Annotated in this window: 12 protein-coding genes; 8 read left to right on the top strand and 4 right to left on the bottom strand. The window is 55.4% G+C overall.

The genetic code is table 11. From position 1 onward, the window contains the following. The first annotated feature begins 70 nt into the window (after window positions 1–70). Both rapA and rluA read left to right on the top strand, forming a co-directional pair. A complete protein-coding gene (gene rapA / locus H650_RS17955; protein WP_044489560.1) occupies window positions 71–2,977 on the top strand; it encodes an RNA polymerase-associated protein RapA in 2,907 nt (968 codons plus the stop codon). A gap of 10 nt (window positions 2,978–2,987) precedes the next feature. After that, window positions 2,988–3,647, top strand: coding sequence for a bifunctional tRNA pseudouridine(32) synthase/23S rRNA pseudouridine(746) synthase RluA (rluA, locus tag H650_RS17950; protein WP_020456518.1), 660 nt, complete (start codon window positions 2,988–2,990; stop codon window positions 3,645–3,647). 40 nt (window positions 3,648–3,687) lie between these two features. On the opposite strand, the gene djlA is transcribed toward rluA, so the two are convergent. Then, window positions 3,688–4,509 carry a co-chaperone DjlA gene (djlA, locus tag H650_RS17945; protein WP_020456517.1) on the bottom strand — a complete coding sequence of 274 codons (822 nt, stop codon included), beginning with the start codon at window positions 4,507–4,509 and terminating at the stop codon, window positions 3,688–3,690. 196 nt (window positions 4,510–4,705) lie between these two features. On the opposite strand from djlA, the gene lptD reads away from it, so the two are divergent. Genes lptD through apaH form a run of 6 tightly spaced genes read left to right on the top strand, consistent with a single transcriptional unit; the run spans window position 4,706 to window position 11,408 of the window. Next, window positions 4,706–7,030: an LPS assembly protein LptD gene (lptD, locus tag H650_RS17940; RefSeq protein ID WP_020456516.1), complete on the top strand. Its 2,325-nt coding sequence runs from the start codon at window positions 4,706–4,708 to the stop codon at window positions 7,028–7,030. A gap of 53 nt (window positions 7,031–7,083) precedes the next feature. After that, entirely contained in the window at window positions 7,084–8,370 is a 1,287-nt protein-coding gene (gene surA / locus H650_RS17935; protein ID WP_020456514.1) for a peptidylprolyl isomerase SurA, read from the top strand. Continuing rightward, window positions 8,370–9,356 (top strand): 4-hydroxythreonine-4-phosphate dehydrogenase PdxA, encoded by a 987-nt coding sequence (gene pdxA / locus H650_RS17930; protein WP_020456513.1) that lies wholly within the window; start codon window positions 8,370–8,372, stop codon window positions 9,354–9,356. The genes surA and pdxA overlap by 1 nt, the downstream gene beginning before the upstream one ends. After that, window positions 9,353–10,174: a 16S rRNA (adenine(1518)-N(6)/adenine(1519)-N(6))-dimethyltransferase RsmA gene (gene rsmA, locus H650_RS17925; RefSeq protein ID WP_020456512.1), complete on the top strand. Its 822-nt coding sequence runs from the start codon at window positions 9,353–9,355 to the stop codon at window positions 10,172–10,174. The genes pdxA and rsmA overlap by 4 nt, the downstream gene beginning before the upstream one ends. A gap of 3 nt (window positions 10,175–10,177) precedes the next feature. Continuing rightward, the gene (gene apaG, locus H650_RS17920; protein ID WP_017457892.1) at window positions 10,178–10,555 is read left to right on the top strand and encodes a Co2+/Mg2+ efflux facilitator ApaG/CorD; all 378 of its coding nucleotides are present in this window, start codon (window positions 10,178–10,180) and stop codon (window positions 10,553–10,555) included. A gap of 4 nt (window positions 10,556–10,559) precedes the next feature. Next, entirely contained in the window at window positions 10,560–11,408 is an 849-nt protein-coding gene (gene apaH, locus H650_RS17915; protein WP_020456511.1) for a bis(5'-nucleosyl)-tetraphosphatase (symmetrical) ApaH, read from the top strand. Window positions 11,409–11,486: 78 nt separating this feature from the next. Here apaH and folA read toward each other — a convergent pair whose 3' ends face one another. The 3 genes from folA to kefF form a co-directional block, all read right to left on the bottom strand. After that, window positions 11,487–11,966 (bottom strand): type 3 dihydrofolate reductase, encoded by a 480-nt coding sequence (folA, locus tag H650_RS17910; RefSeq protein ID WP_020456510.1) that lies wholly within the window; start codon window positions 11,964–11,966, stop codon window positions 11,487–11,489. A gap of 179 nt (window positions 11,967–12,145) precedes the next feature. Continuing rightward, a complete protein-coding gene (gene kefC / locus H650_RS17905; RefSeq protein WP_020456509.1) occupies window positions 12,146–14,008 on the bottom strand; it encodes a glutathione-regulated potassium-efflux system protein KefC in 1,863 nt (620 codons plus the stop codon). Next, window positions 14,001–14,531: a glutathione-regulated potassium-efflux system oxidoreductase KefF gene (gene kefF / locus H650_RS17900; protein ID WP_020456508.1), complete on the bottom strand. Its 531-nt coding sequence runs from the start codon at window positions 14,529–14,531 to the stop codon at window positions 14,001–14,003. Before kefF ends, kefC begins: the two co-directional genes overlap by 8 nt. Window positions 14,532–14,571: the final 40 nt, after the last annotated feature.

The raw sequence follows: 14,571 nt of genomic DNA, 5'->3' as shown, positions 1-14,571 counted from the left end.
ATTTTATACGCCCGCCTGCCTTCAGGCGGTGACGAACTATTGCCTGCAATTTGAGATATAGAGTTCATTTATGCCCTTTACACTTGGTCAACGCTGGATTAGCGACACGGAAAGCGAACTCGGACTTGGCACAGTCGTCGCAATGGATGCGCGCACGGTCACCCTCCTTTTTCCGGCCACGGGTGAAAACCGTCTGTACGCTCGCAGCGACTCTCCGGTTACCCGCGTGATGTTCAACCCCGGTGATACGGTGACCAGCCATGATGGCTGGCAGCTCACAATTGAAGACGTAAAAGAGGAAAACGGGCTGCTCGCTTACACCGGCACACGCCTGGATACGCAGGAAAGCAATGTCACCCTGCGCGAAGTGTTGCTCGACAGCAAACTGGTGTTCAGCAAACCGCAAGACCGCTTATTCGCCGGGCAGATCGACCGTATGGATCGCTTCGCGCTGCGTTTTCGCGCACGTAAATACCAAAGTGAGCAGTACCGTATGCCGTGGAGCGGCTTGCGTGGCCAGCGCACCAACCTGATCCCGCACCAGCTGCACATCGCTCACGATGTGGGCCGTCGCCATGCGCCGCGCGTGCTGCTGGCAGATGAAGTGGGTCTTGGGAAAACCATTGAAGCCGGGATGATCCTGCATCAACAACTGCTTGCTGGCGCGGCTGAGCGCGTGCTGATCGTGGTGCCGGAAACCCTGCAACATCAGTGGCTGGTTGAAATGCTGCGCCGCTTCAACCTGCGTTTTGCCCTGTTTGACGATGAGCGTTACGCCGAAGCGCAGCACGATGCCGACAACCCGTTCGATACCGAGCAACTGGTGATTTGCTCGCTCGATTTCGTGCGCCGCAACAAGCAACGCCTGGAGCACCTGTGCGACGCCGAATGGGATCTGCTGGTGGTCGACGAAGCGCATCACCTGGTGTGGAGCGAAAACGAAGCCAGCCGTGAATATCAGGCAATTGAGCAACTGGCCGAGCGCGTACCGGGCATTCTGCTGCTGACCGCCACCCCGGAACAACTGGGGATGGAGAGCCACTTTGCCCGCCTGCGCTTGCTGGATCCGAACCGTTTCCATGATTTCGCCCAGTTCGTTGAAGAGCAGCAAAACTACCGTCCGGTCGCCGACGCCGTGGCCCTGCTGCTGGCGGGTGAACGCCTGAGCAACGATGACCTCAATATGTTGAGCGATCTGGTGGGCGAGCAAGATATCGAACCGCTGCTGCAAACCGCCAACAGCGATCGCGAAGGCGCGGCTGCCGCGCGTCAGGAACTGATTTCCATGCTGATGGATCGACACGGCACCAGCCGTGTGCTGTTCCGCAACACCCGTAACGGTGTAAAGGGTTTCCCGAAACGCGAGCTGCACACCGTTAAGCTGCCGCTGCCGACGCAGTATCAGACGGCGATTAAAGTCTCCGGCATTATGGGCGCGCGTAAAAGCCAGGAAGAGCGTGCCCGCGATATGCTCTACCCGGAGCAGATTTATCAAGAATTTGAAGGCGATACCGGAACATGGTGGAACTTCGACCCGCGCGTTGAGTGGCTGATGGGCTATCTCACCAGCCATCGTTCGCAAAAAGTGCTGGTGATCTGCGCCAAAGCCGCCACCGCGCTGCAACTGGAGCAGGTACTGCGCGAACGCGAAGGTATCCGTGCGGCGGTGTTCCATGAAGGTATGTCGATCATTGAACGCGATCGTGCAGCGGCGTGGTTCGGCGAAGAGGACAGCGGCGCGCAGGTTCTGTTGTGCTCGGAAATTGGCTCTGAAGGGCGTAACTTCCAGTTCGCCAGCCATTTAGTGATGTTCGATCTGCCGTTTAACCCGGATCTGCTGGAGCAGCGCATCGGTCGTCTGGATCGTATTGGTCAGGCGCACGATATTCAGATCCATGTGCCTTATCTGGAGAAAACCGCGCAGTCCGTGCTGGTGCGCTGGTATCACGAAGGGCTGGACGCCTTCGAGCACACCTGCCCGACCGGGCGCACTATTTACGATAGCGTTCACAATGAGCTGATTAACTACCTGGCGGCACCGGAAGATACTGATGGTTTTGATCAGTTGATCAAAACCTGCCGTGAGCAGCACGACGCGCTGAAAGCACAGCTGGAACAAGGCCGCGACCGCTTGCTGGAGATCCACTCTAACGGCGGCGAAAAAGCACAGGCGCTGGCGCAAAGCATTGCCGAGCAGGACGACGACACGGCACTTATCGCCTTCGCCATGAACCTGTTCGATATCATTGGTATTAACCAGGACGATCGCGGTGAAAACATGATCGTGCTGACGCCATCGGATCACATGCTGGTGCCGGACTTCCCGGGTCTGCCGGAAGATGGCTGCACCATCACTTTCGATCGCGACGTCGCACTTTCGCGCGAAGACGCGCAGTTTGTCACCTGGGAACATCCGATCATCCGTAACGGTCTGGATCTGATCCTTTCTGGCGATACCGGCAGCAGTACGATTTCGCTGCTGAAAAACAAAGCGCTGCCGGTCGGTACGCTTCTGCTGGAGCTGATCTACGTGGTGGAAGCACAGGCGCCGAAACAGCTACAACTTAATCGCTTCCTGCCATCGACGCCGATCCGCCTGCTGGTGGATAAAAACGGCACCAACCTCGCTGCTCAGGTGGAGTTCGAGAGCTTCAACCGCCAGCTCAGCGCGCTGAATCGCCATACCGGCAGCAAGCTGGTGAACGCGGTGCAGCAGGAAGTCCACGCCATTCTGCAAAAAGGTGAAACACAGGTGGAAGCCGCCGCACGCGAGCTGATTGACGCCGCGCGCAGCGAAGCGGATGAAAAGCTGTCGGCGGAACTGGCGCGCCTGGAAGCGTTAAAAGCGGTTAACCCGAACATCCGCGACGACGAACTGACCGCCATTGAGAGCAACCGCCAGCAAGTGCTGGAAAGCCTGGCGCAGGCGAGCTGGCGGCTTGATGCGCTGCGTTTGATTGTTGTGACGCACCAATAACGGAGCCCCAATGGTGATGGAACCCTACAATCCACCGCAGGATCCCTGGCTGGTTATTCTTTATCAGGATCAACACATTATGGTCGTCAACAAGCCCAGCGGCTTGTTGTCGGTGCCAGGGCGTCTGGATGAGCACAAAGACAGCGTGATGACGCGGATTCAGCGCGATTTCCCGCAGGCGGAATCCGTACATCGCCTGGATATGGCGACCAGCGGTGTGATTGTGGTGGCGCTTACCAAAGATGCCGAGCGTGAGTTAAAACGCCAGTTCCGCGAACGTGAGCCGAAAAAGCAGTATCTGGCACGCGTTTGGGGTCACCCGGAAAAAGCCGAAGGGCTGGTGGATTTACCGCTGATTTGCGACTGGCCGAACCGACCAAAGCAGAAAGTGTGTTTTGAAACCGGCAAAGCGGCGCAGACCGAGTATGAAGTGCTGGCGTTTGAGGAAGATGGTACCGCTCGCGTACGTCTGAAGCCGATTACCGGGCGCTCGCATCAACTGCGTGTACATATGTTAGCGCTAGGGCACCCGATCCTCGGGGACCGTTTTTACGCCACGCCAGAAGCGCTGGCAATGGCTCCGCGCTTGCAACTGCATGCTGAGACGCTAACCATCACCCATCCGGCGTTTGGCAACAGCATGACGTTTAAAGCACCGGTAGATTTTTAAATCACTCTCCCGGTCTGACGACCGGGAGAGTTTTATGGCGTTAGCGAAAACCCTTCTGCTCGCGAATCAACTCGTAAGCCTTCTGAATTTCCTGCGCTTTTTGTTTCGCCATCTCCATCATCTCCGGCGGCAGACCTTTCGCCACCAGTTTGTCCGGATGATGTTCGCCCATCAGCTTACGGTAGGCGCGCTTGATGGTGGTCGCATCGTCTGACGGTTTCACCCCCAGAACATTACAGGCATCTTCCAGCGTCGGGCCACGTTGCGCCTGCTGCCAGCCGCCACCGCCCGCTTGCTGCTGGTGCTGATAACCACCGCCAAACTGCGCCCCGCCCTGCATCATGCGCAGAAACTGATCGAATTGCAGACGCGAAATCCCAAGCTCTTCAGCGATCACGTACAGCACTTCGCGTTCGCTGGGGTGCAAAGAGCCATCGGCGAAGGCGGCCTGGATTTGTATTTCCAGAAACATCCTAATCAAGTCGAAACGTCCGAAGCAGACGCTGCGAAACTGACGCATCTTGTCGCGTAACGGGTAATTATCCGTTTTGCCGACGCGAAACGCCTGCTGCGCTGCGCTGCGCGACTCGCCGTGCAGGTTCATGCGATCCATAAACAGGCTGGCGACCTGGATATCCGCTTCGGTTACCCGGCCTTTCGATTTGGTTAGATGCCCCATCACCTCGAAGGTGGTGGCAAAAAAGAGCGTCTGACGTTCGCGCTGGTTGGCAAACCACGCCATTTTCCGGCTGCGCGCCTTGTCAAAAAAGTGCCCGATTAACAACCCAAGAACCGCGCCCCAAAAGCCGCCGCCCATGAAAAGAGCGATGACAACCCCAACCACTTTCCCCCAATACTGCATATACTCCCCAAATCGTCATGCCGTCGGCTAAAATTTGCTTTATCATACCCGTCATTCTATGCCATGCACAGGCGCAGTCTTCTCCCCCTGGCTCGAACGCGGGCAGGATTAAAACTAGCGTTGCAAAGGCGAGTAAGTTAGTCTCAGACCGTTTGCCAGCGTAAAGCCACAGATGACGGAACAACAAATACAACGTATGAAAAAACGTATCCCCACCCTCCTGGCCACCATGATTGGCTCTGCCCTTTACAGCCAGCAGGGGATGGCAGCCGATCTTGCCTCGCAGTGTATGCTTGGCGTTCCCAGCTACAACCGCCCCCTGGTACAGGGCGACACCAATAATTCGCCGGTGACGATCAATGCCGATCACGCAAAAGGCAACTACCCTGACGATGCCGTTTTTACCGGCAATGTCGATATTAATCAGGGAAATAGCCGTTTACAGGCCGATGAGGTGCAGCTTCATCAGCAGCAGCCGGAAGGTCAGACGGACCCGGTTCGCACAGTGGATGCACTCGGTAATGTGCACTATGACGATAACCAGGTCATCCTGAAAGGTCCTAAAGGTTGGTCAAACCTGAACACCAAAGATACCAACGTCTGGCAAGGTGATTACCAGATGGTGGGTCGTCAGGGTCGCGGTACCGCCGATCTGATGAAACAGCGTGGACAAAACCGCTACACCATTCTGGACAATGGGATGTTTACCTCCTGCCTGCCTGGGTCGAACACCTGGAGCGTTGTCGGCAGCGAAGTTATTCAGGATCGCCAGGAGCAGGTTGCGGAAATCTGGAATGCGCGTTTTAAGCTCGGCCCGGTGCCTGTGTTCTATAGCCCGTATCTGCAGTTACCTATCGGCGACAAACGCCGTTCAGGTTTCCTGATCCCTAATGCAAAGTACAGCACGACAAACTATTTCGAGTTCTATCTGCCGTACTATTGGAACATTGCGCCAAATATGGATGCGACGATCACGCCGCACTACATCCATAAACGGGGCAATATACAGTGGGAAAACGAATTCCGTTATCTGACGCAAGCAGGTGCTGGTATTGTTGAACTCGATTACCTGCCTTCAGACAAAGTGTTCCAGGATGAGTACCCTAGCGAAGGGGAGCGTCATCGCTGGCTGTTTTACTGGCAACATGCCGGGGTAATGGATCAAGTTTGGCGCTTTAACACCAATTACACGAAGGTCAGTGACCCGCACTATTTTAACGATTTTTCGTCAAAATATGGTTCCAGTACGGACGGTTACGCTACGCAAATCTTCAGCGTTGGCTATGCATTAGAAAATTTTAACGCCACCGTTTCAACGAAACAGTTCCAGGTGTTTAACCGTCAGAACAGCAACTCTTATTCGGCCTTACCGCAGGTCGATGTTAACTGGTATCACAACGATCTGGGTCCCTTTGATTTCCGCATGTACGGCCAGGCAGTGAAATTTACCAATACCAACTCCAGCCGACCAGAAGCGACCCGTGTTCATCTGGAACCAACGCTCAGTCTGCCAGTATCAAATGAATGGAGCAGTCTGAACACCGAAGTGAAAATGCTGGCGACCCACTACCAGCAGAACAATATCGATAACACCACGTATAAAGAGTCCGTTAGCCGCGTTATGCCGCAATTCAAAACTGACGGCAAACTGGTGTTTGAACGCGATATGGACTGGGCGGAGGGCTACACCCAGACGCTGGAACCGCGCGCGCAGTATCTGTATGTGCCGTATCGCGATCAGAGCCATATCAACAACTACGACTCCTCGCTGCTGCAATCCGACTACAGCGGGTTGTTCCGCGATCGCACTTATGGCGGTCTGGACCGTATCGCCTCCGCGAACCAGGTTACTACTGGCGTCACAACCCGCATTTATGATGAAGCGGCGGTTGAACGTTTTAACGTTTCTGTTGGTCAAATCTACTATTTCACCGAGTCCCGTACCGGGGATGACAACATTAACTGGGAGAAAGACAACAAAACTGGTTCGCTGGTGTGGGCAGGCGATACGTACTGGCGTATCTCCGATCGTTGGGGTCTGCGCGGCGGGGTGCAGTATGACACCCGTCTGAATAATATCGCTAACAGCAGTTCGTCACTGGAATATCGCCGCGATGAAGACCGTATGCTGCAATTGAGTTACCGTTACGCCAGCCCGGAATACATTCAGGCGACGCTGCCAAACTATGCAACCGCAGCGCAGTATAAAGATGGTATTTCGCAGGTAGGTGCCGCCGGAAGCTGGCCGATTGCGGACCGCTGGTCCATCGTTGGTGCGTACTATTACGATACCAATACCAGTAAACCTGCCGATCAGATGGTGGGTTTGCAATATAGCTCCTGCTGTTATGCGATTCGCTTTGGCTATGAGCGCAAAATCAACGGCTGGGAAAATAATCAAAGCAAATATGACAAGGCCATCGGTTTCAACATTGAGCTGCGTGGCTTGAGCTCCAACTACGGTCTGGGGACGCAACAAATGCTGCGTTCGAACATTCTGCCGTACCGTAGCTCACTGTGATCTCTTTGATTTGCAACGTAATCCGCATTGCGGTTAATTGAAATGGAAAAGGTATGAAGAACTGGAAAACGCTGCTTCTCGGTATCGCTATGGTTGCGAATACCAGTTTTGCCGCGCCTCAGGTTGTTGATAAAGTCGCCGCCGTGGTCAATAACGGCGTGGTGCTGGAAAGTGATGTTGATGGTTTGATGCAATCCGTGAAGGCCAACGCAGGCCAGGCGGGTCAGCAATTACCGGACGACGCCACGCTGCGCCACCAGATCCTTGAACGTCTGATCATGGATCAAATCATTTTGCAGATGGGCACGAAAATGGGCGTCAAAGTCACTGACGAACAGCTCGACGCCGCCATCGCCGATATTGCCAAGCAAAACAATATGACGATGGATCAGATGCGTAGCCGCCTGGCCTATGACGGGGTGAATTTCAGCACCTACCGTAACCAGATCCGCAAAGAGATGATCATCTCCGAAGTGCGTAACAGCGAAGTGCGCCGTCGCGTTACGGTGCTGCCACAGGAAGTCGAAGCCCTGGCGCAGCAGGTGGGCAACCAGAATGATGCCAGCACTGAACTGAATCTGAGCCACATTCTGATCCCATTGCCGGAAAATCCGACCTCCGATCAAGTGAACGAAGCGGAAAGTCAGGCGCGTTCAATTGTGGAACAAGCTCGTAACGGCGGTGATTTTGGCAAATTGGCCATCACTTACTCTGCCGATCAGCAAGCACTGAAAGGCGGTCAGATGGGCTGGGGCCGAATTCAGGAGCTGCCGAGCATCTTTGCTCAGGCGCTGAGCACGGCGAAAAAAGGCGATGTGATTGGCCCAATCCGTTCGGGTGTTGGTTTCCATATCCTGAAAGTGAACGATCTGCGCGGCCAGACGCAGAGCATCTCTGTGACAGAAGTTCATGCCCGCCATATTCTGCTGAAACCGTCGCCGATCATGAGCGACGATCAAGCACGTGTGAAACTGGAACAGATCGCAGCCGATATTAAGAGTGGCAAAACTACTTTTGCTAACGCGGCGAAAGAGTTCTCTCAGGATCCGGGTTCTGCAAACCAGGGCGGCGATCTCGGCTGGGCGTCAGCAGATATTTATGATCCGGCCTTCCGCGATGCGCTGATGAAGCTGAAACGCGGCCAGATGAGCGGCCCGGTTCACTCCTCCTTTGGCTGGCACCTGATAGAAATGCTGGACAGCCGTAATGTCGACAAAACCGACGCGGCGCAAAAAGACAGAGCCTATCGCATGCTGATGAACCGTAAGTTCTCTGAAGAAGCGGCAACCTGGATGCAGGAACAGCGCGCCAGCGCCTATGTCAAAATTCTGAGCAACTAATGAAAACACAGCGTGTCGTTATCACTCCCGGCGAACCCGCCGGGATTGGCCCGGATCTGGTAGTGCAACTCGCCCAGCGCGACTGGCCGGTTGAACTGGTTATCTGTGCAGACGCAACGCTGCTGACCGACCGGGCCTCGCTGCTCGGTCTACCACTTCAGCTGCGCGGTTACGATCCAACGGCCGCCGCAGTACCGCAACAAGCAGGCACATTAACGCTGTTGCCTGTTCCTCTGCATACGCCCGTCACCGCAGGCGTACTTAATACGCTTAACGGTTCTTACGTTGTAGAAACGCTTGCCCGCGCCTGCGACGGCTGCCTGAGTGGCGAATTTGCCGCGCTGATTACCGGCCCGGTGCATAAAGGGGTGATTAACGATTCAGGGACGCCGTTTACCGGACATACGGAGTTTTTCGAAGAACGCTCTCACGCCGCCAAAGTGGTGATGATGCTGGCAACCGAAGAGCTACGCGTGGCGCTGGCGACCACACACTTGCCTATCAAAGCCGTGGCCGACGCCATTACGCCTGATTTGCTGCGGGAAGTGATCGGCATTCTGCACACGGATCTGCAGCAGAAGTTCGGTATCACCCAACCGCATATTCTGGTCTGCGGCCTGAACCCACATGCCGGTGAAGGCGGTCATATGGGAACGGAAGAGATTGATACCATCATTCCGGTGCTCAATGAAATGCGCGCGCAGAGTATGAATTTAAGCGGTCCGCTGCCGGCCGACACGCTTTTTCAGCCCAAATACCTTGATAATGCCGACGCCGTACTGGCGATGTACCACGATCAGGGTCTGCCCGTGCTAAAATACCAGGGCTTTGGCCGCGGCGTGAACATTACCCTCGGTTTACCCTTTATTCGCACATCCGTCGACCACGGCACCGCGCTTGAACTCGCGGGCAAAGGCACAGCGGATGTCGGCAGTTTTATTACGGCGCTTAATCTCGCCATCAAAATGATTGTTAATACTCAATGAATACTCGCGTCCATCAGGGCCACTTAGCCCGCAAACGCTTCGGGCAAAACTTTCTCCACGACCAGTTCGTGATCGACAGCATTGTCTCGGCCATCAACCCGCAAAAGGGTCAGGCTATGGTCGAAATCGGCCCAGGCCTTGGCGCGCTCACCGAACCGGTGGGCGAACGTCTGGATAAATTAACGGTCATCGAGCTTGACCGCGATCTGGCTGCCCGCCTGCAAACACATCCGTTCCTTGCACCTAAACTGACTATTTATCAGCAAGATGCAATGACCATGGATTTTGGCGAGCTCTCAAAAACGATCGGTCAGCCGCTGCGTGTTTTCGGTAACCTGCCGTATAACATCTCCACGCCGTTGATGTTCCATCTGTTTAGCTATACTGATGCCATTGCCGATATGCACTTTATGCTGCAAAAAGAGGTGGTGAATCGTCTGGTTGCGGGGCCAAACAGTAAGGCGTATGGTCGATTAAGCGTGATGGCGCAGTACTACTGCCAGGTTATTCCGGTGCTGGAAGTACCGCCCACTGCGTTTGCCCCGCCGCCAAAAGTGGATTCTGCTGTGGTTCGTCTGGTGCCGCACGCTCAATTACCGCATCCGGTGAAAGAGATCCGCACGCTGAGCCGCATTACCACCGAAGCGTTTAACCAGCGTCGTAAAACCATTCGCAACAGCCTCGGCAACGTCTTTACCGTTGAAGTGCTGGCGTCGTTAGGTATCGATCCGGCGATGCGCGCGGAAAATATTTCTGTAGCGCAATATTGCCAGTTAGCGAACTACCTGACAGAGAATGCGCCGCCGAAGGAGAGTTAACGTATGATCAATTCGCCCCGAGTTTGTGTCCAGGTACAAAGCATTTACATCGAGTCTCAGTCCGCTCCCGACGATGAACGCTATGTTTTCGCTTACACCATTACCATCCGGAACCTGGGGCGAACCCCTGTCCAGTTGCTCAAGCGCTACTGGCTTATCACCAACGGAAATGGCCGCGCAACGGAAGTTCAGGGCGAAGGTGTGGTTGGCGTACAGCCGCACATTGAGCCTGGCGGCGAATATCAATATACCAGCGGCGCGGTAATTGAAACGCCACTGGGCACTATGCAAGGCCATTACGAAATGATCGATGCGCAGGGAGAAACCTTCCGCATCGCTATCCCGGTCTTCCGACTCGCCGTCCCAACATTGATCCATTAATACAATGTCTACATACCTTATTGGTGACGTTCATGGTTGCTACGATGAACTCGTCGCGCTGTTAAAACAGGTTGAGTTTTCACCTGGGCAGGACACTTTATGGCTGACGGGCGATCTGGTCGCGCGCGGCCCTGGCTCGCTTGAGGTATTGCGCTTCGTCAAATCACTCGGTGACAGCGTTCGTCTGGTACTGGGTAACCACGATTTGCACCTGCTCGCCGTTTACGCTGGCATCAGCCGCAACAAGCCCAAAGACCGGCTTAATCCGCTACTCGAAGCGCACGACGCTGATGAGTTGATTAACTGGCTGCGCCGCCAGCCGCTGCTGCAAATCGACGAAGAGAAAAAACTGGTGATGGCGCACGCCGGGATCACCCCGCAGTGGGATATGGAAACCACCCGCCACTGCGCGCGCGATATTGAAGCGGTGCTGGCGAGCGACTCTTATCCACTCTTTCTCGACGCTATGTACGGCGATCTGCCGAACCACTGGACGCCTGAGCTCAGCGGTCTTGCCCGCCTGCGCTTTATCACCAATGCGTTTACGCGCATGCGCTATTGCTTCCCGAACGGGCAACTCGATATGTACTGCAAAGACATTCCCGAGCACGCCCCCGCGCCGCTAAAACCGTGGTTTTCGATTCCGGGACCGGTGGCGCAAGAATACAGCATTGCCTTTGGTCACTGGGCATCACTGGAAGGCGCAGGGACGCCTGAAGGCATCTACGCGCTGGATACGGGCTGCTGCTGGGGCGGCGTGCTGACCTGCCTGCGCTGGGAAGATAAACAGTACTTCACCCAGGCGTCGAATCGTCAGATGGATTTGGGCGATGGCGAGGCGATTGCCTCCTGAAAATAATTTCCCCGGCCTGGGCCGGGGAAAGAGAAGAAACCTAACGTTGCCGTGCAACCACGGCCGTAGCGCAGTGAATTAACGGCGCTCAAGGATCTCGAAACAGTAACTGTGAGAATTCTGCGCGTCCGCGTCGTGGAACTCACTGAACACGGAATCCCAGTCGTCCGGATCGTAATCCGGGAAATGGGTATCACCTTCCACTTCCGCATCAATGTGTGTCAGGTACAAACGCTGCGCTTTCGGCAGAAACTGCTCGTAAACACGACCACCGCCAATCACCATGATCTCTTCAGCACCATCGCATTGTGCAATCGCTTCATCAACGGACTTCACCCACTGCACGCGATCATCAGTGCCCGGCTGGCTACTGATCACGATATTCTTACGACCCGGCAGCGGACGACCGATGGATTCCCACGTCAGGCGACCCATCACTACCGGTTTGTTTAACGTATTGCGTTTAAACCAGGCGAGATCGGCAGGTAAGTTCCACGGCATCGCATTCTCCATGCCGATGACGCGATCCACTGCCAACGCCGCAATCAGACTGATCATTTATTCATTCCTGGAAGCCAAAAAATTGCCGCCACTATACGGAAAGCGCAATCTTTCGTCGACGGGGCGCGAGGTAAAGAATAAGAAAATTTTCTATTCTGCTGGCGGCACCGCCCCCCGAATCTGCACCGCCAGCTTGCCAGCCGTGTTGAATCAGCAAGTTATCCGTAAGCGGTAATTTACGCTTGCGGTTTAACCGCTGGTTCGTCTGCGGGATCGCCAGTATGACGCCCCTCTTCCGTACCCTGCCAGCCGTGGCGCTGGGTTAATGACAGATGCGCTCTGTCTTCCGAAATGATTTCCGTCAGCATCGCACTGGTGCGTTTAAACACCGCCGCACGCGCCTGCGTATCGTTTTCCACCTGCGCCATCTCTTCCACCATTGAGGTGTTGAAGCGGCGGAAATGATCGGCGCGTTCACGCGCTTCATATGAACCCAGTCCCAAACCTTCCAGCGCCAGCCTTCCCGTTTTCAGCGCTGCTTCGAAGGTTTCACGCTCCGGTTTCTCGACACCGGCCTGGCGCAAGCGAATGTAGTGATCGACGTCGCGGGCACGGGCAATAATGCGCAGATCCGGGAAATGCTCTTTTGCCAGCTCCGTTAATTGTAGGCTGGCCTGCGGATCGTCGATGGCATTAATTAATACTTCTGCCCGTCCGGCACCGGCAGATTCCAGCAAATCAACGCGTGTCGCATCGCCATAAAACACCTTCATGCCGAATTTACGCAGCGTTTCAATATGATCGGGATCGTGATCCAGAACCACCATCTTCACGCCGCTGGAGAGCAACAAACGCCCGGCGATCTGCCCGAAACGTCCGAACCCGGCAATAATGACCCGCGCGTCTTCCTCGTCGATTTCATCCGCTTCGCGCTCCTGCTGACTACCGGATGCTTCAAGACGGGCCAACAGCACCAGTAACAGCGGCGTTGCGGCCATCGACAGCGCGACCGTCAGGGTTAGCGCTTTCGCCCATTCGCTATCCAGCACCTGTGCCGTTTGCGCGGTGCCAAACACCACAAAGGCGAACTCACTCCCTTGCCCCAGCAGGGCGGCAAACCACAACCGCTGCTTGCCAGGCACACGCAACGGACGAGCAATCAGCCACAGCACCGCGCTTTTGATCACCAAAAAACCGACCAGCAGCAGTAAGATGCGCAGCGGATGCGTCACCAGCGTGCCGAAGTCGATCGACATTCCCACACCGATAAAAAACAGCCCGAGCAGCAGGCCTTTAAAGGGCTCAATATCGCTTTCCAGCGCATGACGATACTCGGAGCTGGCAAGCAACACACCGGCAAGAAACGCGCCCATCGCCATCGACAACCCCGCCTCTTCCAGCAATAAGCCGAAACCGAAGACCAGGAACAGCGCCACGGCGCAGAACACTTCCCGCAAACCGGATCGCGCCACGAAGCGCAGCGCCGGGCGAGCAACATAGCGCCCGATCAGCACCACCAGTGTCAGCGCGGCAACAACTTTCAGCGCCGAAAGCGCGAAGGCGCTGAGCGTCATCGCCCCACCGCTGGCAGCCAGCAAAGGGATCATCGCCACCAACGGGATGGCGGCGATATCCTGGAACAACAACACGGAAAAGGCGCTGCGCCCCATTTGCGATATCGTAAGGTTGCGCTCATTCATCGCCTGCATGGCAATCGCCGTTGATGACAACGCCAGCGTCAGACCGATTAACACCGCGACCGGCCACGGGAGCCCGAGCAGCGCGCAAAACCCGCCGAGTAACAATCCACAACTGGCCATTTGCAGCGCACCACCGCCAAACACCGACGCACGCAGTTTCCATAAACGCTGTGGATCGAGTTCAAGGCCAATCACAAACAGCATCAGTACGACGCCGATTTCTGCAAAATGGAGGATAGATTCCGCGTCGGTTACCAGCCGCAATCCCCATGGGCCAATAATGCCCCCGGCAATCAGATAGCCAAGCACCGATCCCAGCCCCAGGCGCATGGCGATCGGCACGATCAGCGCCGCCGATCCGAGATAGATCAGCGCCTGAATTAACGAATGGCTATCCATACTGCACCTCCTGCCACTCCAGTAAACGTTGTTTGTAATGGCGCGCCTGCGCCTGCAGCGTTTCATCGTCGCAAATAAACGTACAGTGCACAGCAAAAGGCGTCAGCCAGTTCATCCCGCAATAAAGCGCTGTCGCCTGCAGCGGCTGGGAAAGTACATCAAAACCGGGATGCGAGCCGATATCAAAATGGTTGTCGCCCCCCCCCGTCGTCACCGCCCACAACACGCTTTTGCCGTGAAGCGCCGTGCCACCGTGGCCATACGCCCAGCCGTGCGCCAGCACTTTATCCAGCCAGAGTTTGAATAATGGCGGCACACTGTACCACTGCATCGGATGTTGCCAGATAACCAAATCGGCACGGGAAATCGCCTCCTGCTCGGCGGCGACGTCAATATTGAAGTCAGGATAGAGTTCGTACAGAGAACGTATTTCAACGTCTTCCAGCGTCCCTGCCTGCTCAATCATGCGCTTATTCGCATGCGAATGCTGCGGATAAGGATGGGCATAAATTATGAGGATCATTGATTAACCTGTTTTCACTACACGCTTTTTCTTGAAAGTG

The sequence above is a fragment of the Enterobacter sp. R4-368 genome (assembly GCF_000410515.1).
In the GTDB taxonomy this organism is placed as follows: domain Bacteria; phylum Pseudomonadota; class Gammaproteobacteria; order Enterobacterales; family Enterobacteriaceae; genus Kosakonia.
This window is presented reverse-complemented; position numbering and strand designations above follow the sequence as displayed.